Here is a 21,156-nt window from a genome sequence, read left to right on the forward strand (position 1 = left end):
TGGAGCAGATGGACTTCGGACTCGTCCTGCAGACCGACCCGCCGGCCTCGAAGGTCATCAGGCTGATGCAGAAGGCCGAGCACAACGGCTTCACGTACGGCTGGACCTTCGACTCCGCCGTGCTGTGGCAGGAGCCGTTCGTGATCTACAGCCAGATCCTGTCGAACACCACCACGCTGCGGGTCGGCCCGATGGTCACCAACCCGGGCACCCGCACCTGGGAGGTCACCGCCTCCACCTTCGCCACCCTCAACGACATGTTCGGCAACCGCACGGTCTGCGGCATCGGTCGCGGTGACTCCGCGATGCGCGTCGCCGGCCGCGCCCCGAACACCCTCGCCCGGATCAGCGAGGCCATGAAGGTCATCAGGGCCCTCGGATCCGGGAAGGAGGCGGACCTCGGCGGCACGGTCGTCAGGTTCCCCTGGATCAAGGAAGGCGCCGAACTCCCCGTCTGGATGGCCGCGTACGGCCCCAAGGCGCTGAAGATGACCGGCGAGGAGGCGGACGGTTTCATCCTCCAGCTCTCCGACCTCTACCTGACCGAGTACATGGTGAAGGCGGTCAAGGACGCGGCGGTCGCCGCCGGCCGTGACCCGTCCGAGGTGAAGATCTGCGTCGCCGCCCCGGCGTACGTCACCGAGGACGACTCGCCCGAGGCGCTCGCCCACGCCCGCGAGCAGTGCCGCTGGTTCGGCGGGATGGTCGGCAACCACGTAGCCGACCTGGTGTCCAAGTACGGCGCACACTCCGCCGCCGTACCGGACGAACTCACCGAGTACATCAAGGCGCGAGAAGGGTACGACTACTCCCACCACGGGCGCGCCGACAACCCCGACACCGCGTTCGTGCCGGACGAGATCATCGACCGGTTCTGCGTCATCGGCCCGGTCGAGAAGCACATCGAGAAGCTGAACGCCCTGCGTGAGCTGGGTGTCGACCAGTTCGCCGTCTACGACATGCACGACGCGCAGGAAGCCACCATCGACGCGTACGGCACGAGCGTGATCCCGGCCGTCAACGGCTGACCCCGCCTCCAGGATCAGAGCCTCAGAGCAACTCCCCATCCCCCCACTCCAGTTCTCCCCTCCCCGCCCGCGGGGAGGGGGCCGGAGACCCCGCACGGCCTTTCCGGATCCGCCCCTCGTTTGATTGGCCTGCCCATGACCGACACCGCTCCCACGGCCATACCGCCGTCCTCCCAAGTCACCCTCGCCGACGGCCGGGTGGAGATCGCCCCGGGCGCCCACGCCCCGAGCGGCCCGTACGCCAACGAGGACCTGCTGCCGGTTCCGGTGGAGAAGCGCACCTGGACCACGTACAACTTCTCAGCGCTGTGGGTCGGCATGGCTCACAACACGGCCTCCTGGACCCTGGCCTCCGGTCTGATCGCCGTCGGCATGGACTGGAAGCAGGCGGTGTTCACCATCGCCCTGGCCAATGTGATCGTGCTGGTCCCGATGTTGCTCACCGGGCACGCGGGACCGAAGTACGGCATCCCCTTCCCGGTCTTCGCCCGCGCCTCCTTCGGTATCCGCGGCGCCAACCTCCCCGCCGTCGTACGGGCGTTGGTGGCGTGCGGCTGGTTCGGCATCCAGACCTGGATCGGCGGCGAGGCGATCTACTTCCTCGCCGGGAAGCTGATCGGGAACGGCTGGAGCGACGCCGGAAAGATCGGCGGTTACGCCTGGACGATGTGGCTGTCGTTCGCGATCTTCTGGGCGATCCAGGTCGCGATCATCTACCGGGGCATGGAGACGATCCGCCGCTTCGAGAACTGGGCGGCGCCGTTCGTGCTGGTCGGCGCGGTGGTGATGCTGATCTGGATGAGCAACAAGGCCGGCGGCTTCGGTCCGCTGCTCGACCAGCCCTCCAAGCTCGGCTGGGGCGGCGACTTCTGGAAGCTGTTCTGGCCTTCCCTCATGGGCATGATCGGTTTCTGGTCGACGCTGTCCCTGAACATCCCGGACTTCACGCGGTACGGGAAGTCGCAGAAGGCGCAGACATGGGGACAGGCCCTCGGCCTTCCCACGACCATGACGCTGTTCGCGCTGCTGTCGGTGATGGTCACCTCCGGTTCGCAGGCGGTGTACGGCGAGACGATCTGGGACCCGGTACAGCTCGCCGCCAAGACCGACAGCGTGGTGGGCCTGCTGTTCGCCCTGGTCACCGTGCTGGTGGCGACCCTGTCCGTGAACATCGCGGCCAACCTGGTCTCGCCGGCCTTCGACTTCTCCAACATCGCGCCCCGGAAGATCAGTTTCCGGGCTGGTGCGCTCGTCACCTGTGTCCTCGGCGTGCTGATCTTCCCCTGGAAGCTCTACTCCGACCCGCAGGGCTACATCTTCACCTGGCTCGGCCTGGTCGGCGGTCTGCTCGGCACGGTCGCCGGCATCCTCATCGCCGACTACTGGATCCTGCGCCGCGGCAAGCTCGACCTGACCGACCTGTACCGCACCGGCGGCCGTTACTGGTACGAGGGCGGCTGGAACTGGCGGGCCGTCGTCGCGTTCCTGGTCGGCGGTGTCCTCGCCGTCGGCGGCGCCAGCTTCAAGCCGCTGATCGACGGACGGCCCGTTCCCGCGCTGGAGCCGCTCGCCGACTACGGCTGGGCGGTGGGCCTGGGCACCTCGATGGTGCTGTACGTGGTGCTGATGCTGGCGCGCGGCCGGGAGCGTCTGGAGGCCTGAGTCACTGCCGCCGGCACCCGTCGTCGGAGGGCGGTCAGTTCTTCTGGCCGCCCTCCAGGGCCGCGACCGCCTCCTTGGCGGCCTTGATGGCGCCCTTGTTGATCTCGTCCGTGCTGGGCGCCTTCTTGGTCTCGAAGTCGCTGCCGTTGTAGGTGATGGTCACCAGCGCGTTGGACGCGCGGATCACCACCACGCCCTCGCGGGTCTGCTGCTTGTCCTGGGTGTTGAGGTTCACGACGGAGTACCCCGAGTCGCCTACACCGGGCACCTCTCCGCCGCCGCTCTTCTTGGTGACCGTCTCCTTGTAGGACTTCTCCGCCGCGTCCTCCGACTCCATGAGCTCGTAGGAGACGTCCAGCCAGCGGTAGTCGTAGCCCTTGAGCGCGTTCCACGAGCAGGTGCGGCGCAGCTTGGAGTTCGTCGACGGGATCTCCCGGCCGGCCGTCTTCGCGCCCGGCACCAGCGACGTGATCGTCTTCTTGGCCACGCTGGTGCACGGCGCGGGCGCGGCCCCGTACGCCTTCGACGCCGCCGATGTCGCGGGGGCGGAGGCGGACTGGGTCCCGGTCCTCTGGTCGTCCTTGTGCTCCGTGGCCGGCGTCGTGGCGAACGGGCCCGACGACAGGGCCCAACCCGCCGCGGCGAGCACGACGACGGGGGACAGGCGGGCGGTCAGGGCGACCGGCAAGGGAAGAGAGGAACGCACGGCGCACTTTTCGTGGGGGACGGTGCGGAGCGGGTCCGCACTGCGGACGGGACGTCAGTCTCACACGACTCCCTGTGGGACGAAAGTGCCAACTCGCTCCGTGCCTGTGCGGTCACTGTGCCCCGCCAAGGATGCGCCATGTGTCCCTTTATGTCCGGGTGGTGGGGTGGTAGAGCGCCGATTCGAGGCGGTCCACTGCCACGAACGCCCCGTACGCCACCAGGCGCACCAGAGCGTCGTCGGTGTGCTCCGGCCGACGCCAGGCCGCCACGTCCTCGTCCGTGATCCGGTACGGCGCCAGGGCGGCCAGCAGCGCGAGGCGCGCGCCGGGACGTTCCCGTCGGTCCGGGAACCCGCTCAGCGCGAGCGGCGGATGCGTTCCGTCCCAGTCCCGCAGGGTGTGTTCCACGAGGTCGTGGTCATCGGCGTCGAGGAGCCCGGCGCCCGTCATGGACGCCCTGAGCAGCGCCGCGTACGCGAGGCCGACGGCAGTGCCGCCCGCCCAGGTGGGAGCTTCGCCGGGGTCGACGCCGTCGAGCAGCACGAGGGCCTCCCCGGGCCGGGCGGGGCGGCGAACGGTCCGGGCGAGCGTGCGGCCCACGAGGCTGCGCACCGCCCGGAACCGCTGGGCGTTCCCCGGCAGCAGGTTCTCGGTCAGCAGGGCGGACGCGATCCGGTTGATGAAGTGGAAGGCGAGGGCGGTGCCGAGATAACCGGGGGCGTGCTCGCGCGGGAAGGGATACCGCTCCGGACCGAGGCCGCCCGGTACGCGGGTCCGCCTGCCCCACTCCAGCACGCGCGCGTGCTCCTCGTTCTCCGGTCGCTCCCCGCGGGCGAGGCGTTCGGCGAGCGCGTGGTCGCCGGTGGCGTGCAGCAACATGGTGTGCGCGTCCACGCAGAACGGGCACCGGTTGGCGAGCGACACCCCGAGCGCCGCCAGTTCCTTGCCGGTACGGCTGCCGGGGCCCGCGATCAGCGACTCGCGCATCAACGCCCAGGTGGACGCGAGGATCTCGGGGGCGGGGGACAGGACGACGAAGGTGACGGGCTTGTCGATGCCGAAGTCGCGGGCGAGCTGCTCGTAGACCTCTGCGACGCGGCCGGTGGCCGACCTGGGCGGCAGGGGCTCGGTGTAGCGGAAAGGTGTGGGCATGGGCAGCAGCGTGCGCCACGGGAGCGGGCGCGGTCGTCGTACCGCCGAAGACACCCGGCGCTGCGCCGACGGGGCGGCCCGATGCCCCTGACTACTCCGCCGGGAGTAGTCGGGGAGTTGTCCACAGGGCTGATTCCAGCGTCCGTGCCCGGCGCTACTGTGCGTGCATGAGCGGGCACTTGGTCACACGCAGGGATCTCGCCGACGCCGCCCTTGCGGTCGTGGTCGGCGCGCTGGTCCTGACCACGGCCGCGTACGACGCGGACACGACGGCCGTCGACTACGCGCTGATCGCGCTGGGTTCGGCGGCTCTGGCGTTCTACCGACCCGCCCCCCTGGCGGTGCTGGCCGTGGCCACCGCGACCGGCGTGGCCTACGTCCTGCACGCCCACCCCGGGCTGCTCGCCGCAGTGCCCGTCCTCGCCGCCGTGCACACGGCGTCCCGGGTGGGACACCGGGGCTGGGCCGCCGCCGCGAGCGGGATCTATCTGGCGGCCCATGTGGCGACGGGCCCCACGACGGGGGAGGTCGTGGAGAAGGCCGCGCTGTTCACGGGCTGGTTCCTGTGCGCGGTCGTCACGGGCCTCGCCGACCGGAACTGGCAGGCCTACCTGCGCCAGACGGAACAACGCGCCCTGGAGGCCGAACGCACCAGGGAGGAGGCGGCCCTGCGCCGCGCCGGAGAGGAACGCCTGCGGATCGCCCGGGAGTTGCACGACTCCCTCACCCACAGCATCTCGATCGTCAAGCTCCAGGCCGGTGTCGCCGTGCACCTGGCCCGCAAGCGGGGCGAGGAGGTGCCGCCCGCGCTGCTCGCCATCCAGGAGGCCGGCGGCGAGGCCATGCGTGAGCTGCGGGCCACGCTGGGGGTGCTGCGCACCGATGAACCGACCGGCACACCGGCCCAGCTCGTGGACCGCGCCCGGGCGGCGGGCCTCGCCGTCGAGCTGACGGTGAACGGGGACGAACGCCCCCTGCAGGCCACCCTCGAGAGGGCCGCGTACCGCATCGTCCAGGAGGCCCTCACGAACGCGGCCCGGCACGCGGGACCGGCCAAGGTGCAGGTCCAACTGGATTACGGGGAGCACGAGTTGACGATTCAGGTGGACGATGAGGGGGCGGCCGACCCGGCCTGCCCGCCGAAGCCGGGCACCGGCCTCACCGGCATGCGAGAACGCGTCACGGCCCTCGGCGGCACGTTGCACACCGGCCCGCGCGCAGAGGGCGGCTTCTCGGTGCGGGCCGAACTGCCGCTGGAGGCGGCCGGATGATCCGGGTGGCACTCGTCGACGACCAGGCGCTGATGCGCGCCGGGTTCCGTGCCCTGCTGGACGCCGAGGACGGCATCGAGGTGGTCGGTGAGGCGGCGGACGGTGCACAGGGAGTGGCCCTGGTGCGTGCCCACGCACCCGACATCGCCCTGATCGACGTCCAGATGCCGGTCATGACGGGCATCGAGGCGACCCGCCGTATCGCCACCGACCCCGCCCTCCGCGCTGTCCGCGTCGTGATCCTCACCAACTACGGCCTCGACGAGTATGTCTTCGAGGCCCTGCGGGCGGGGGCGAGCGGCTTCCTGCTGAAGGACACCGAACCCGCGGACCTGCTCCAGGCCATCGACGTGGTGGCCCGGGGCGAGGCACTGCTCTCCCCGTCGGTCACCCGGGCCCTGATCGGGGAGTTCGTCTCCCGCCCCCCGGACCGGACCACCGCCCCCGGCCTGGAACACCTCACCCGCCGCGAACGCGAGGTCACCGCGCTGGCCGCCCGCGGCCTCACCAACGAGGAGATCGCCGCGCACATGGTCATCAGCCCGTTCACGGCCAAGACCCACATCAGCCGCGCGATGACCAAGCTGGGGGCCCGCGACCGGGCCCAACTGGTCGTCTTCGCGTACGAGTCGGGGCTGGTGACGGCGCGCGGCACCTGACGCGGGGCAAAATCCGTTGCGTGCCGTGCACGGCGCTCAGCAATCTGAGGTGATGACGACCGACACGACAGGCGAGCAACAGCCCTCCGTGCACGAGGAGATCCTCGCCTACTACGCCCAGGGCAACGAGGACGCCCGCCTGCGGGAGGGCTCCGGACGGCTGGAGTTCTGGCGCACCCAGGACATCCTGCGGCGTCTGATGCCCGAGGCTCCCGCGCGGGTCCTCGACGTCGGCGGAGGCAGCGGCGTCCACGCCGAGTGGCTCGCCCGGGACGGGTACGAGGTCGATCTCGTCGACCCGGTGCCGCTCCACCTGGAACAGGCCGCCCGGCTGCCCGGCGTCACCGCCCGACCCGGCGACGCCCGGGCCCTGCCCGCCGAGGACGCCTCGTACGACGTGGTGCTGCTCCTCGGCCCGCTGTACCACCTGACCGAACGCGCGGACCGCGTACGGGCGTTGGCCGAAGCGCACCGGGTGGTCCGGCCGGGCGGGCCGGTGGTTGCGGCCACCATCAACCGGTTCGCCGGTCTGCACGACCTGCTGCGCCAGGAGCGCTACTTCACCCCTTGGCAGCGCGAACGCACCGACGCCGTCACGGTGGACGGCCGGAACCGTCACCACGGCGAGAACGACCTGTTCACCGTCGCCTACTTCGCCCGCCCCGAGGAGCCTTCGGCCGAGTTCACCGACGCGGGACTCACCGTGGAGGGCCAGTACGGCGTCGAGGGCCTCGCCTGGCTCATGGGCGGCGTCGAGGACTGGCTGGACGACCCGCAACGCCGCGAGGCCGTCCTCGCGGCGACCCGGCGCATCGAGTCCGAGCCGACACTTCTGGGAGTCAGTGGGCATCTGCTCACCGCGGGGAGGCGGGGGAGCGCCGGGCACCCCCGGTCATGAGGCCGGCCTCTTCGCGTACGCGCTGATCGCGGGCTCCAGCAACGCGGGTCTCGCCTGTGGGTCTCGTCTGCGGGAGCAACGAGAAACCCAGCGGCCGGACGCCCGAACTCCCGCGGGCAGGCCGGGGGTTCGGGATCCCGTCCGCCGAGCTACGCGCCCTGCCGCTTGACGGGGCGGCGGCCAGGCCGCATACGTGTCGGGGCTGCACCAGCAGCTGTCAGACATCGTCAACGGCTTCCCGCCCGTACTCCCGGCTCGGGGTTGGCACCACCTCTGCCCTCTGGGACTTCCACCCTCAAGCAATCACCCATGCTTGGCGCGTGTGCGCGCGGGCGGTCGGTAATTCCGGTCGCGCGGTGGCGTCGATGGGATAACCTGTCCGGAGATTTCGCGCGGCAGGTTCTCTGCCGCCCCGCTCGGCGCGCTCGGCGTCGACACGCACCGCGTGCCCTGCCCGGAAGGAGGCGAGAGACATGGACCGTGCTGAATGCGTTGCGGCCATAGTTGCCTCCGGCCGTGTGTCCTCCCTCCTCTGCGGCGCGCGGTAACTCTTCCCCCTTCTTGTTTCTTGTCTTCGGCATCTTCCTGAGATGCCGCGTCACGAGATGTCCTGGCCTGCGTGGTTCGTCGCCGCGCGGCCTGCGGGGGCGCGTGCCCGAAGACGGGCCCTTCTTTTGCTGGTCACCGTGATCTAGGCACTCTCCGCCTCACGACCAGCAAGAGCGCCGGCGTGAGTGACACGCAGCTGGTGAGGCAGGCCCCGGGTGCTGTCCGCGGTTCCCGCTGCCCCATCGCCATGCCGTGTCCCCGTGCTGCGTACACCGGCCCGTCGTCACCACTGCGACCGTCCCTGGCCGGCTGTCTCGACAGCACTTCGACACGAAACGTGCGTGATCGCCATGAGCAAGAAACGTCCCGGAGGGGAATCCACCCCTTCCACCCCTTCCACGGCCACCGACCGTTCCCCGGACCGCGAGGTTCCCGCCGCGACTCCCGCACCGGATCCGGAACCGGCACCGGATCCGAAGCGCTGGTGGGCGCTGGCCGTCATCGCCCTCGCCCAGCTGATGGTGATCCTTGACGGCACCATCGTGAACATCGCGCTGCCCTCCGCCCAGCACGCTCTCGGCATGTCGGACGCCGACCGGCAGTGGGTGATCACCGCCTACACGCTGGCCTTCGGCGGGCTGCTGCTGCTCGGCGGCCGGATCGCCGATCTGGTGGGCCGCAAGCGCACCTTCGTCATCGGCCTGGCCGGGTTCGCCGCGGCCTCCGCGCTGGGCGGCGCGGCGGCCGGTCCCGGGATGCTGTTCGCGGCGCGGGCCCTGCAAGGTGCGTTCGCGGCGGTCCTGGCGCCCTCGGCCCTGTCCCTTCTGACGACGACGTTCACCGACCCCAAGGAGCGGGCCAGGGCGTTCGGGGTCTACGGTGCGCTGGCCGGCGGCGGCAGCGCGGTCGGGCTGATCGTGGGCGGTCTGCTGACCGAGTACCTGAACTGGCGCTGGTCCCTGTACGTCAACGTGCCCATCGCGCTGGCCGCCCTGCTCGGCGCACCGGCCTTCCTGCGCGACCGCTCCGGCCGCCGGGGCGGGCACCTGGACGTGCCGGGCGCGCTGCTGGGCTGCGGCGGGCTCGTCGCCCTCGTGTACGGCTTCAGCGAGGCCGAACCCCGCGGCTGGACCAGCCCGTCGGTACTCACGCTGCTCGCGGCCGGCGTGATCCTGCTCGCCGCCTTCGTGTGGTGGCAGAGCCGCGCGGCGAGCCCGCTGCTGCCGCTGCGCATCGTCAAGGACCGTGTCCGGGCCGGATCGCTCGCGACGATGGGCTTGGCCACCATCGGCATGTTCGGCGTCTTCCTGTTCCTGACGTACTACCTGCAGGTCGTCCTCGGCTACCCGCCGGTGCGGACGGGCCTGGCCTTCGTGCCGATTTCGGCCGGCATCGTCATCGGCGCGACCCAGATCGCGGCCCGCCTGCTGCCACGCACGGCGCCGCGCACCTTGATGTCGTCCGGCATGGTGCTGGCCGCCGCCGGCATGGTGCTGCTCAGCAGCCTGACCGTGCATGCGCAGTACCTCTCGCACGTGCTGCCCGCCCTGCTGCTGCTCGGTCTGGGCATGGGCCTGACCTTCATGCCGGTCTACGCGACGGCCACCGCCGGCGTGCCCGCGCAGGACGCCGGTGTGGCCTCGGCAGTCCTCAACACCGTTCAGCAGATGGGCGCTTCGCTGGGCACCGTACTGCTCAACACCATCGCCACCGGCGCCACCAGCCGCTACGTCCACTCCCACGTGCACCATCCGGCCCACGGCGGCGCGACCCTCAACGAAGGCATGGTGCACGGCTTCTCCGTCGCCTACCGGTGCTCGGCGGGCGTCCTGCTGCTCGCCGCCCTGGTAGCGGGCCTCACCGTACGGCACAAGACGCCGAAGCACGCCGGAAACGACGCACCGGCCTAGCGAGCCGGGGTCGTGTCCCGCCACCGTCCACCTCACCCCTCGAAGGATCCTCCATGAAACCCCTGACCGAGCACGACATCCGCACCTCGTTCGTCAACTGCTCGAAGGGCGAGGCCAAACGCCTCCCCCTGCCCAAGAACCTGGCGGACCTCGACCACTGGGACGACCTGGACTTCCTGGGCTGGTTCGATCTGTCCGCGCCCGATCGCAGGTATCTCGTCGTCGAACGCGCCGATGAACTCGTCGGCCTGTCCCTGCGCTCCCCTTCCAACAACCGCGGCTTCCTGCGCCGCAGCCTGTGCTCGCTGTGCCTGACCACCCATCCCGGCAGCGGCGTCTCCCTCATGACCGCCCCCAAGGCAGGCCCGGCCGGCCGCGCAGGCAACTCGGTGGGCCTCTACCTCTGCGCCGACCTGGACTGCTCGTTGTACGTACGGGGCAGGAAGAAGGCGGCACCGGGCGGGCGCATGGAGGAGTCCCTCACTGTCGAGCAGCAGATCGAGCGCCTGCGCGACAACCTCGACGCGTTCGTGGAGCGGGTCTTCCACTGAGACCGACAGGGGCTCGACGGCCATCGTCGCCGAGCCCCCGTCCACTCCTTGTACGTGAAGATCGACGACGAGTTGGAGGCGTAGTGATGGATGGGCTGCCCACCGCAGTCGAGCGATGCCGAGCTGGTCACGCGCGCAGTCGCGCAGGCGCTGCTCGGCTTCCGCTCCGAGGCCCGGTGGCTGCGGTTCGCCCGCAAGAACCTCGCCGCGATGTTCCCGTACCCGCCGCAGCAGTCCGGGTACAACAAGCGGCTCAGGGCCGGGTTGCCGCTGTTCAAGAAGGCGATACGGCTGCTCGCAACGGACACGGACTTCTGGTTCGACAACCACTGGATCGTGGACTCCACACCGGTGGAGTGCGGCCGCTCCCGGCCGACGGTGAGACGCTCGGAGATGGTCGGCCGGGCCGGATACGGGTACTGCGCCTCCCGCACCCGCTTCTTCTGAGGGCTGCGCCTGTAGCGATCGATAACCTGCTGGGGGAGCGGGCGGAGGAGCGCTCCGGCCTGAACTCCCCAGATTCTTCACAGAATCGATCCTGAGCGCAGACCAGACCTGCCGACGCCGGTAAACAGCGAGGTGAGAGCCCACATGTTCACCACCCGACCCACCCTCCAGGGCACCTTCGGCATGGTGTCCTCCACCCACTGGCTCGCCTCGCAGTCGGCGATGGCCGTGCTGGAGGACGGCGGCAACGCCTACGACGCCGCCGTGGCGGGGGCGTTCGTGCTGCACGTCGTCGAGCCGCACCTCAACGGCCCCGCCGGCGAGGTACCGATCCTGCTGGCGCCGGCCGGAGGCGAGGTGCGAGTGCTGTGCGGACAGGGCGTCGCGCCGGCCGGGGCGAGCGTCGCGCACTACCGGGGACTCGGTCTGGATCTGGTCCCCGGGACCGGGCCGCTCGCCGCCGCCGTCCCCGGTGCCTTCGACGCCTGGATGCTGCTCCTTCGGGACCACGGCACGAAACCCCTTGCCGACGTCCTCAAGTACGCCATCGGGTACGCCGAAGACGGTCACGCGCCCGTGGAGAACGTCGGCGCGACCGTCGAGACGGTACGGGAGCTGTTCGAGACGGAGTGGACCACCTCGGCCGACGTGTACCTGCCCGGCGGCAAGGCACCCCGGCCCGGGGAGCTCTTCCGCAACCCCGCCCTCGCCGCCACCTGGAAGCGGCTGCTCGCCGAGGTCGCCGAGGCGGGAGGCCGGGAGGCGCAGATCGAGGCCGCGCGGGAGGTGTGGCGCACCGGCTTCATCGCGGAGGCGCTCGTACGGCAGACCTGGCGGCCCACCATGGACACCAGCGGCGAGCGGCACACCGGCACGCTCACGGCCACCGACCTCGCCGGCTGGTCCGCGACATACGAGGCACCGGCGACGTACGACTGGAACGGCTGGACCGTCTGCAAGGCGGGCCCCTGGAGCCAGGGGCCCGTTCTCCTCCAGCAACTCGCGCTGCTGCCGCCCGAACTGCCCCGGTACGGGTCCGCGGACTACGTCCACCTGCTGATCGAGGGCTGCAAGCTGGCCATGGCGGACCGGGAGGCCTGGTACGGGGACGCGGCCGAGGTGCCGCTCGACGCACTGCTGTCGGACGCGTACAACGCGGGGCGGCGGGAGCTCGTCGGAGAGAAGGCGTCGTACGAGGTGCGGCCCGGCAGCCCCGGAGGCCGCACCCCGCGGACGAGTGCCCTCGCGGGCCTGGTGATCGGCGACGAGACCGGGTCCGGTCCGCTGGGCGCGGGGGAGCCGACGGTCGCGGTCCATGACGTGCCCGGCATCGGTGAGCCCACCGTCGCCAAGCACCCCACGTCCCCGGTGCCGGGCGAACCCGAGTCAGAGCCCGAGCACGAGGTCGCCGCCGATGGGCGTACCCGTGGCGACACCTGCCACCTCGACGTCGTCGACCGCTGGGGCAACATGGTCGCCGCCACCCCCAGCGGCGGCTGGCTCCAGGCCAACCCCGTTGTGCCCGAGCTGGGCTTTCCACTGGGCACCCGGTTGCAGATGACCTGGCTGGAGGAGGGCCTGCCGAACTCCCTCGCCCCGGGCCGCCGCCCCCGCACCACCCTCACTCCCTCGATCGCCCTGCGCGACGGCATACCGGTGATGGCGTTCGGGACGCCCGGCGGGGATCAGCAGGACCAGTGGCAGCTGCACTTCTTCCTCGGGGTCGCGCTGCGCGCCCGGGTCCGCGGCGGACTCGATCTCCAGGGGGCGATCGACGCCCCGAACTGGCACAACGACAGCTTCCCCGGCTCCTTCTATCCGCGCGGCATGCGGCCGGGGAGCGTCACCGTGGAGGCCCGCACGGCCCCGGACGTCGTGGCGGAACTCCGCGGGCGCGGGCACGACGTGACCGTGGGCGCCCCCTGGTCGGAAGGACGCCTGTGCGCGGTCGCCAGGGACCCCGAGACCGGCATCCTGTCGGCGGCCGCGAACCCGCGCGGGATGCAGGGGTACGCGGTCGGCCGCTGAACCGGCCGCTGTACCCACCGCTGAATCGGCCGCCGTACCTGCCGCCGTGCCGGCCGCCGATCTCGTCGGCAGTGCCCGCACCTCGCTATTCATGGTGATTCCATCCGTTGTGCACCGGACGGGTGAGGATTGTCAGTGGCGCGTGCTCTCATGGAGCCATGATCGAAGAGACGGAAACCATCGACGAGTTTCTCGCCCGGCACTCCGCAGACGTGGAGGAGACCCTCCGCAAGGCGGCCGCGGCCGAGATCATGCCGCGCTTTTGCCGGCTCGCCGCGCACGAGGTCGACCAGAAGAGCGGCCCGCACGATCTGGTGACGGACGCCGACCGCAATGCGGAGCTGTATCTCGCCGAGGCGCTGGGCGGGCTGCTGCCCGGCTCGGTCGTGGTCGGCGAGGAGGCGGCGCACGCCGACCCCGCGTCCTACGAGGCGATACAGGGCGACACGCCGGTCTGGATCGTCGATCCGGTAGACGGCACACGACAGTTCGTGCACGGAGACCCCGGGTTCTGCACCCTGGTCGCCCTCGCCAGGCGCGGGGTCCTGCTCGCCTCGTGGACCTACGCCCCGGCCCGCGACCAGATGGCCACCGCCGTGCGCGGACAGGGCGCGTTCCTCGACGGCGAGAGGCTGACCTCCGGGGCCCCGGAGCCGGACCGTGACCTGCGCGTGGCCACCTCCCACCCGGACTACACGACCGACGAGGAGAAGCACGCCCTGCTGGGCCTGTGGACCGAGGGCGTGGCACCGCGCGCCTGCGGCTCGGCCGGCCTCGAGTACCTGGCGATCGCCCGGGGCGAGCTGGACGCCACCGCGTTCTCCTGGGAACTGGCCTGGGACCACGCGGCCGGCCTGCTCCTGGTGGAGGAGGCCGGCGGCGCCCACCTGACCCGAGCGGGCGAGCCGTTCCGCATCACCGGCCACAACACCCTCCCCTTCACCGCGGCCCGCGACGCGGCCACGGCCCGCCGGGTGGTGGAGCTGCTGAGGGCGCGGTAGCCGGCGGTCGCCGAAGGAGCGACCGGGGGAGGCGGCGGTGGCCGTCGGTCGCCGGACGAGCGGCAGCGCACGGTCACCGAAGACCCGGTCGCCCCGAGTGGTGCCCCGCGGCCCGGTGCTGTCGGGTCTCCGTCATATCCTGATCCTCACAGGCCACCGGCTGACGAAGGAGTCCGAAGGTGCCGTCGATGCTCGATGCGGTCGTGGTGGGTGCGGGACCGAACGGACTGACCGCTGCCGTGGAACTGGCCCGCCGAGGCTTCTCCGTGGCCGTCTTCGAGGCCCGGGACACCGTCGGCGGGGGAGCCCGCACCGAGGAGCTCACCCTCCCCGGCTTCCGGCACGACCCGTGCTCGGCGGCCCATCCGCTCGGCATCAACTCCCCGGCGTTCCGCGCGATGCCCCTTCAGCGGTACGGCCTGGAGTGGCTGCACGCCGACCTGCCCATGGCGCACCCCTTCACCGACGGCACCGCCGCCGTCCTGGCGCGGTCGGTCGGCGAGACGGCGGCCTCGTTCGGCCCACGCGACGCGGGCACGTACCGCAGGCTGGTCGAGCCCTTCCTGCCCAAGTGGGACACCCTGGCCCGGGACTTCATGTCCCTGCCGCTCACCGCGCTGCCCCGCGACCCGGTCACCCTCGCCCGCTTCGGCCTCGTCGGCCTGCCCCCGTCCACCTGGCTGACCCGCCGCTTCCGCGACGAGCGGGCCAAGACCCTGTTCGCCGGTCTCGTGGCCCACGTCATGGCCCCGCTGGGCGGCTTCGCCACCGGCGCGATCGGCCTGGTCTTCGCCCTCGCCGCGCACGCCCGCGGCTGGCCCGTGGCCCGTGGAGGCTCCCAGTCCATCTCGGACGCGCTCGCCGCCTACCTCGAGGACCTCGGCGGCGCCGTCCACACCGACTACGAGGTCAAGCGGCTCGACGATCTGCCGCCCGCGCGCGCGTACGTCTTCGACACCTCACCCACCGCCCTGGCCCGCATCGCCGGCTTCGGCACGTACTACGCGGGCTATCGGTACGGCCCCGGCGTCTTCAAGGTCGACTACGCGCTGGACGGCCCCGTCCCGTGGACCGCGCCGGAAGCGCGCAGGGCCACCACCGTGCAGATCGGCGCCGACTGTGCCGAGATCGGCAGCGCCCTGCGTGCGGCGTCCCGGGAGGGCCGCGCACCCGACAAGCCGTTCATGATCACCGTGCAGCCCAGTGTCGTCGACCCCGGCCGGGCGCCGGCCGGCAAGCACGTGTTCTGGGCCTACGGTCATGTCCCCAACGGCTGGACCGGAGACCTCACCGACGCCATCGAGCGCCAACTGGAGCGGTTCGCCCCGGGCTTCCGCGATCGCGTCCTCGCCCGCGCGACCGCCGGACCGCCCGAACTCGCCGCCCGCAACGCCAACTACGTCGGCGGCGACATCGCCTCCGGAGCGGTCTCCGGACTCCAGGTCCTGCTGCGGCCCAAGCTCTCCCTGTTCCCGTACGGCACCCCGCACCCGGCCGTCTTCATCTGCTCCTCGGCCACTCCACCCGGACCCGGCGTGCACGGCATGTCGGGCCACAACGCGGCGAAGGCCGTCTGGAGGAGGCTGCGCCAGACATGACCGCCATCACCCTCGTCCAGGGCGACATCACCCGGCAGCACGCCGACGCCATCGTCAACGCGGCGAACTCCTCGCTGCTCGGCGGAGGCGGCGTCGACGGCGCCATCCACCGCCGGGGCGGCCCCGCGGTCCTGGCGGACTGCCGCAAGCTACGCGCCTCGCACTATGGGAGAGGCCTCGCCACCGGCCGGGCGGTCGCGACGACGGCGGGTGAGCTGGACGCGCACTGGGTGATCCACACCGTCGGCCCGCGGTTCAGTCAGGAGGAGGACCGGTCAAAGCTGCTGGCCTCCTGTTACCGCGAATCGCTGCGGGTGGCCGACGAGTTGGGCGCCCGCACGGTCGCCTTCCCGGCTGTCTCCGCCGGCATCTACGGCTGGCCGATGGACGACGCCGCCCGGATCGCCGTCGAGACGGTGCGGACCACTCGGACGGACGTCGAAGAGGTGAGGTTCGTGCTCTTTGACGACCTGGCCTACGAGGCGTTCGCCCGGCAGGCCCAGGTCTGACGCTCGTCCGTATGGGATGCGGGGCACACTCCTCGACATTGACCGGACCGACGCCTGACGGCCCGGCTGCGGCCCACCGGCGCGGACCGGCGCCTCCAGGGCCCCCGCCGACGTGCGCCGTCCACGAAACAGCAGTCCACGAAGCAGCCGTCCACGAAGCCGCCCTCCAAGAAGCGGGCGTTCAGGCGGCGACGGACAGAGGCGGGGCCGCCATCCGCAGGGGCGTCACGGTGGGCTGTACCAGGCCGTTCTCGTAGGCGAAGGGCACCAGTTGGACCCGGGCGCGGGCGCCGATCTTGGTGAGGATGTTGCTGACATGGGACTTCACGGTCGTCGGGGCGATGTGCAGCCGCTCCGCGATCTCGGCGTTCGACCAGCCGGCGGCGACCGCGGTGACGACGTCGCGCTCCCGCCCGGTGAGCGTGCCCAGCCCGTGCGCCTGCTCGGCTGTCCCGACGGGGCGTCGGCTGCGGACGGCGTCGATGAGTTCGCGGGTCAGACCGGGGGAGATGACCACGTCACCGGTGGCCACAGTGTGCACCGCCGAGGCCAGTTCGTCGGGCGTGACGTCCGGGAGGACGAATCCGCCGGCCCCGGCGCGCAGCGCGGCGTAGGCGTCCGCATCGTCGCCGGAGGAGCTCAGGAGGAGCACGCGGGACGCGTGGGAGATACGGCGAACGGTCTCGATCCCGCCGGTGCCGAGACCGGAGCCGTCCATGACGACGACATCCGGGCGGAGCCGGTCGCTCATCCGGACCGCCTCGGCCTCGTCGGCCGTTTCCCCGACGACGGTCAGACCGGGCTGGGCCGACAGGAGCATGCGCAGACCGAGTCGCTGCAGGGACTGCTGATGCAAGACGAAGACGGTGACCATGCTCGCCCCTTCTGAACGAAACGGTTTCGTTCACTCGAGAGAAGAATAACGCTCGGGGTTATCGAAACGGCACCGTTTCTTGTGTGGCCTGCATCACAGTCGAATAGGTGCCGGGCATCGTCAGCCAAACAGGACCGCACAAAGTCCGACAGGATCATTGCTTCGGTTGTGTGCGAGTTCTAGGGTTTCCTGGCTGACGCACCCTCAGTCCGCGCACCCCCACCGTCGCACCGAGGAAGGCCCCGCCATGCCGCACCCGCACGTGCCCCACGCCGACCGACCGCTCGTCAGCCGTCGCCGTCTCCTGGAGGGAGGTGCCGCCGTGTTCGGTGCGCTCGCCCTCTCCGCGTCACCCGGCCTCGCGCACGCGGCCGGCCGACGCGCGGCTGTGGACGGCACCCCGGAGTGGAACGGCAACATCGCCGTCTTCCGGCTGGGCGCCGAGCCGCCGCACAGCACCCTCATGCCGTACCAGGACGTCAGACAGGCGCTGGCCGCCGACCGCACCCGCTCGCCCTACCGTCTCAGCCTCGACGGCAACTGGAAGTTCGCCTACGCCGACCGCCCCGACGACCGCGACGTCGACTTCCACCGCACGGACCTGGACGACGGGGACTGGGACACCATCCCCGTCCCCTCCGCCTGGCAGTTGCACGGCTACGACCGCCCGATCTACGTCAACATCACCTACCCGTGGTGGGGCCCCAACGGCCAGGGCGAGGAGGCGCAGCCACCGGCCGCCCCCACCCGCCACAACCCCGTCGGCCAGTACCGGCGCACCTTCACCGTCCCGCGCGACTGGGACGGGCGGCGGACGTTTCTGCACTTCGAGGGCGTCAAGTCCGCCCACTACGTATGGATCAACGGGCAGTTGGTCGGTTACCACGAGGACTCCTACGACCCCGCCGAGTACGACATCACCAAGCACCTCAAGCCGGGCACCAACCAGATCGCGGTCGAGGTCTACCGCTACTCCGACGGCGACTGGCTCGAGGACCAGGACATGATTCGGCTGAGCGGCATCTTCCGCTCGGTCCACCTCTACTCCACGCCCGCCGTGCACCTGCGCGACTTCAAGCTGGACACCCCGCTGAGCGACGACTACAAGGCGGCCGAGCTGTCGGTCACCGCGAGCGTGCGCGACTACGGCGGCAAGGGTGCCGGTCAGTACTCCGTCGAGACCCAGCTGTACGACGCCGGCGGGCACCCGGTCTGGTCCCGCCCGTTGCAGCAGACCGTCGCACTGGACGCCGGCGACGAGACGACCGTACAGGCCGCGAAGGCCGTGCCCGCGCCGCGCCTGTGGTCCGCCGAGCACCCCAACCTCTACACCGCCGTCCTGCGCCTGCGCGACCCGTCCGGCAAGGTGATCGAGACCCTCTCCCACCGTGTCGGTCTGCGTGAGTTCGCGCTCAAGGACGGGCTGATGCGCATCAACGGCAAGCCGGTGTCCTTCCGGGGTACCAACCGGCACGAGATGCATCCGGAGCACGGCTCGGCGCTCACCCGCGCGGACCTCCTCGAGGACATCGGCATCATCAAACGGCTGAACATCAACAGCGTCCGCACCTCGCACTACCCCAACAATCCGCTGTGGCTGGAACTCGCCGACGAGTACGGCCTGTACCTCGTCGACGAGACCAACCTCGAGACCCACGGCATCCGCGACGAGTACCCCGGCAACCACGCCGACTGGACCGAGGCGTGCGTGGCCCGCGCCCAGAGCATGGTCCACCGCGACAAGAACCACGCCTCGGTGGTCATCTGGTCGCTCGGCAACGAGGCGGGCGGCGGCAGCACCTTCAACGCCATGCACGACTGGATCCGCTCCTACGACACCACCCGCGTCATCCAGTACGAGGGCGACGACCGCCCGGGCATCAGCGACATCCGCTCCGAGATGTACGACAGCCCCTCCCGCGTCGAGGCACGGGCGAAGGACACGAGCGACACCCGGCCGTACGTGATGATCGAGTACTCCCACGCGATGGGGAACTCCAGCGGCAACTTCAAGAAGTACTGGGACCTCGTCCGCCGCCACGACGTGCTCCAGGGCGGCTGGATCTGGGACTTCGTCGACCAGGCCCTGAGCTGGCCCACCCCGACCCGCAAGCTGCTCACCGAGTCCGGCCCAGGCGCCCTGAGAGGCGAGGTCATCGCCCCCAGCGGCACCTTCACCCGCGACAAGGGCGTCTTCGGCGGTACCGTCTTCGCCCGTGACGCGAGCCTCGATCTCACCGGCTCGCTGACCCTGGAGGCCTGGGTCACCCCCCACGTCACCGGCTACCACCAGCCCGTCCTCGCCAAGGGCGACACCCACTACGCCCTCAAACAGACCGACAGGAACCTGGAGTTCTTCATCTACGGCGACGGCCAGTGGGTGACCGCGAGTTGGGCGCTGCCGGACGACTGGACCGGCCGCGAGCACCACATCGCCGGAGTCTTCGACGCGCAGGCCGGCACGCTGACCCTCCACGTCGACGGCTCGGTCCGCGCCACCCGAACCACCACCCGGCGTCCGAGCACCAACACCGCGCCGCTGGCCCTGGCCACCGACGTCGACAACCCGACCCGCGAGTTCAGCGGCACCATCCGGCGGGCGCACGTGTACGCGCGGGCTCTGAGCGCGAGTGAGCTGGCCTCCGGCAGCCGTGGCCCCGGTGACGACGGCGTGCGGTTCTGGTTCGACGCCGCCACCGTCGGCCTCACCGAGAAGCGGCCCCGCGAGAGGACGTTCCTCGCCTACGGCGGCGACTGGGGCGACAACCCCAACGACGGAGCCTTCGCCGGCGACGGCATCATCACCGCCGACCGCGGCCACACCGGCAAGGCCGCCGAGGTCAAGCAGATCTACCAGGAGATCAACGCCGCGCCCACGTCCGGTGAGGCGGTCACCGCGGGACGCGTCACCCTCACCAACGAGTACCTGTTCACCAACCTCCGTGAGTTCGACGGCCGTTGGCGACTCCTGGCCGACGGCAAGGTCGTCCAGCGCGGCAGACTGAGCCGCGATCAGCTGGACGTCCCGCCGCTGTCCAGCAAGGACATCACGGTCCCGGTGCGGGTGCCGGCGCATCCGGCGCCCGGCACGGAGTACTTCCTGCACCTGTCCTTCACCACCAAGGAGCCCACCAAGTGGGCGAAGGCCGGCTTCGAGACGGCGAAGCAGCAACTCCCCGTCACCGCGACCAGCCCCGCCGTGACACCCGTACCGCTGGAACGCGTGCCGACGCTGCGCCACGAGGACGGCGACAAGGCCGTCACCGTCCGGGGCGAGGGATTCTCCGTCACCGTCGACAAGAGCAGCGGAACCATCACGTCGTACGAGGCCCGCGGCGTTCGCCTGATCACCTCGGGACCGGTGCCGAACTTCTGGCGGGCGCCCACCGACAACGACCGGGGCAACGGGCAGCACACCCGCAACCAGACCTGGCGCGACGCGGGCGCTCGGCGCAAGGTCACGGACGTCGGTGTGCGCGCCCTGCGCGACAAGGCCGTCGAGATCAAGGTCAGCGGCACCCTCCCGACGACCGTCGAGTCGACGTACACCACCACCTACACCGTCTTCGGCAACGGCGAGATCAAGGTGGACAACACCCTGCACCCCGGGGCTACTTCACTGCCGTACATACCCGAGGTCGGCACCCTGCTGTTCCTGCCGTCGCGCCTGGACCGCCTGCACTACTACGGCCGCGGTCCCGAGGAGAACATGTGGGACCGCAACAACGGCACCGACGTGGGCCTGTACTCCGGCACCGTCGCCGACCAGCGGACCTCCTACCTGCGCCCGCAGGAGAACGGCAACAAGACCGACGTCCGCTGGGCCGCCCTGACCGGCCGGGACGGCGTCGGACTGCTGGTCAGCGGGGAGCCGCTGATCGAGGTCAGCGCCTCGCACCTGACCCCGGAGGACCTGTCGGTGGGGGCCCGCCACGACTACCAGCTCACACCTCGTGACGAGGTCGTACTCCGCCTGAATTACCGTCAGATGGGCGTCGGCGGCGACAACAGTTGGGGGGCGCACACCCACGACGAGTACAAGCTCTTCGCCAACCGTGACTACGCCTACACCTACCGGCTGCGCCCGACACGGGACGTCGACGGGGCGACGGCGGCCTCGCGGCGGCCGACGGCGACGGAGTGACCACGCGGCGGTCCGGGACACCGACGAGACGGTGTCCCGGAGCGCCGTACGCCCTCCCGGGCCCGGCGGCTGTTCGTGCGGAACACCGCTCGAACCGGCCGGGTCCAGGACAGCCGAGGACCATGTCGGATTCTCGCCAGCGCGCCTCCTTCGTATGTCCGATGCTGG

Annotated in this window: 16 protein-coding genes; 13 read left to right on the forward strand and 3 right to left on the reverse strand. The window is 71.0% G+C overall.

Annotated features, from left to right (window positions below):
* The first annotated feature begins 8 nt into the window (after positions 1-8).
* Together OHA64_RS38395 and OHA64_RS38400 are read left to right on the forward strand one after the other, a co-directional pair.
* Positions 9-1,028, forward strand: coding sequence for a TIGR03842 family LLM class F420-dependent oxidoreductase (locus OHA64_RS38395; protein WP_405621276.1), 1,020 nt, complete (start codon positions 9-11; stop codon positions 1,026-1,028).
* Between the two features lie 135 nt (positions 1,029-1,163).
* Entirely contained in the window at positions 1,164-2,690 is a 1,527-nt protein-coding gene (locus OHA64_RS38400; protein WP_405621278.1) for an NCS1 family nucleobase:cation symporter-1, read from the forward strand.
* 34 nt (positions 2,691-2,724) lie between these two features.
* On the opposite strand, the gene OHA64_RS38405 is transcribed toward OHA64_RS38400, so the two are convergent.
* Both OHA64_RS38405 and OHA64_RS38410 read right to left on the reverse strand, forming a co-directional pair.
* Positions 2,725-3,378: a hypothetical protein gene (locus tag OHA64_RS38405; protein WP_405621280.1), complete on the reverse strand. Its 654-nt coding sequence runs from the start codon at positions 3,376-3,378 to the stop codon at positions 2,725-2,727.
* A gap of 166 nt (positions 3,379-3,544) precedes the next feature.
* Positions 3,545-4,549, reverse strand: a complete 1,005-nt coding sequence (locus OHA64_RS38410; RefSeq protein ID WP_405621282.1) for a carboxymuconolactone decarboxylase family protein — start codon at positions 4,547-4,549, stop codon at positions 3,545-3,547.
* A gap of 167 nt (positions 4,550-4,716) precedes the next feature.
* Between OHA64_RS38410 and OHA64_RS38415 the strand changes: the two genes are divergently transcribed.
* From OHA64_RS38415 to OHA64_RS38460, 10 genes are all read left to right on the forward strand, one after another.
* Positions 4,717-5,820: a sensor histidine kinase gene (locus OHA64_RS38415; RefSeq protein ID WP_405621284.1), complete on the forward strand. Its 1,104-nt coding sequence runs from the start codon at positions 4,717-4,719 to the stop codon at positions 5,818-5,820.
* Positions 5,817-6,479 carry a response regulator gene (locus OHA64_RS38420; RefSeq protein ID WP_405621286.1) on the forward strand — a complete coding sequence of 221 codons (663 nt, stop codon included), beginning with the start codon at positions 5,817-5,819 and terminating at the stop codon, positions 6,477-6,479. Before OHA64_RS38415 ends, OHA64_RS38420 begins: the two co-directional genes overlap by 4 nt.
* A 52-nt stretch (positions 6,480-6,531) precedes the next feature.
* Positions 6,532-7,377: a class I SAM-dependent methyltransferase gene (locus tag OHA64_RS38425; RefSeq protein WP_405621288.1), complete on the forward strand. Its 846-nt coding sequence runs from the start codon at positions 6,532-6,534 to the stop codon at positions 7,375-7,377.
* An 899-nt stretch (positions 7,378-8,276) separates the two neighbouring features.
* Entirely contained in the window at positions 8,277-9,836 is a 1,560-nt protein-coding gene (locus tag OHA64_RS38430) for an MFS transporter (RefSeq protein ID WP_405609814.1), read from the forward strand.
* 53 nt (positions 9,837-9,889) lie between these two features.
* Complete coding sequence (locus tag OHA64_RS38435) at positions 9,890-10,387, forward strand: FBP domain-containing protein (RefSeq protein WP_405621290.1); 498 nt, start codon at positions 9,890-9,892, stop codon at positions 10,385-10,387.
* 90 nt (positions 10,388-10,477) lie between these two features.
* Positions 10,478-10,834: a hypothetical protein gene (locus tag OHA64_RS38440; protein WP_405621292.1), complete on the forward strand. Its 357-nt coding sequence runs from the start codon at positions 10,478-10,480 to the stop codon at positions 10,832-10,834.
* A gap of 144 nt (positions 10,835-10,978) precedes the next feature.
* The gene (locus tag OHA64_RS38445; RefSeq protein WP_405621294.1) at positions 10,979-12,862 is read left to right on the forward strand and encodes a gamma-glutamyltransferase family protein; all 1,884 of its coding nucleotides are present in this window, start codon (positions 10,979-10,981) and stop codon (positions 12,860-12,862) included.
* 158 nt (positions 12,863-13,020) lie between these two features.
* Positions 13,021-13,863: an inositol monophosphatase family protein gene (locus OHA64_RS38450; protein ID WP_405621296.1), complete on the forward strand. Its 843-nt coding sequence runs from the start codon at positions 13,021-13,023 to the stop codon at positions 13,861-13,863.
* A 188-nt stretch (positions 13,864-14,051) separates the two neighbouring features.
* Entirely contained in the window at positions 14,052-15,461 is a 1,410-nt protein-coding gene (locus OHA64_RS38455; protein WP_405621298.1) for a phytoene desaturase family protein, read from the forward strand.
* A complete protein-coding gene (locus OHA64_RS38460; RefSeq protein ID WP_405621300.1) occupies positions 15,458-15,970 on the forward strand; it encodes an O-acetyl-ADP-ribose deacetylase in 513 nt (170 codons plus the stop codon). Before OHA64_RS38455 ends, OHA64_RS38460 begins: the two co-directional genes overlap by 4 nt.
* 181 nt (positions 15,971-16,151) lie before the next feature.
* Here the strand turns inward: OHA64_RS38460 and OHA64_RS38465 are convergent, their stop codons facing one another.
* Positions 16,152-16,844, reverse strand: coding sequence for a LuxR C-terminal-related transcriptional regulator (locus OHA64_RS38465; protein WP_405621302.1), 693 nt, complete (start codon positions 16,842-16,844; stop codon positions 16,152-16,154).
* A gap of 247 nt (positions 16,845-17,091) precedes the next feature.
* Here OHA64_RS38465 and OHA64_RS38470 point away from each other — a divergent pair, with 247 nt between their 5' ends.
* Positions 17,092-20,988 (forward strand): glycoside hydrolase family 2 TIM barrel-domain containing protein, encoded by a 3,897-nt coding sequence (locus tag OHA64_RS38470; RefSeq protein ID WP_405621304.1) that lies wholly within the window; start codon positions 17,092-17,094, stop codon positions 20,986-20,988.
* The last annotated feature ends 168 nt before the right edge of the window (positions 20,989-21,156 follow it).

This window comes from Streptomyces sp. NBC_00076 (genome assembly GCF_045041235.1).
GTDB lineage: Bacteria > Actinomycetota > Actinomycetes > Streptomycetales > Streptomycetaceae > Streptomyces.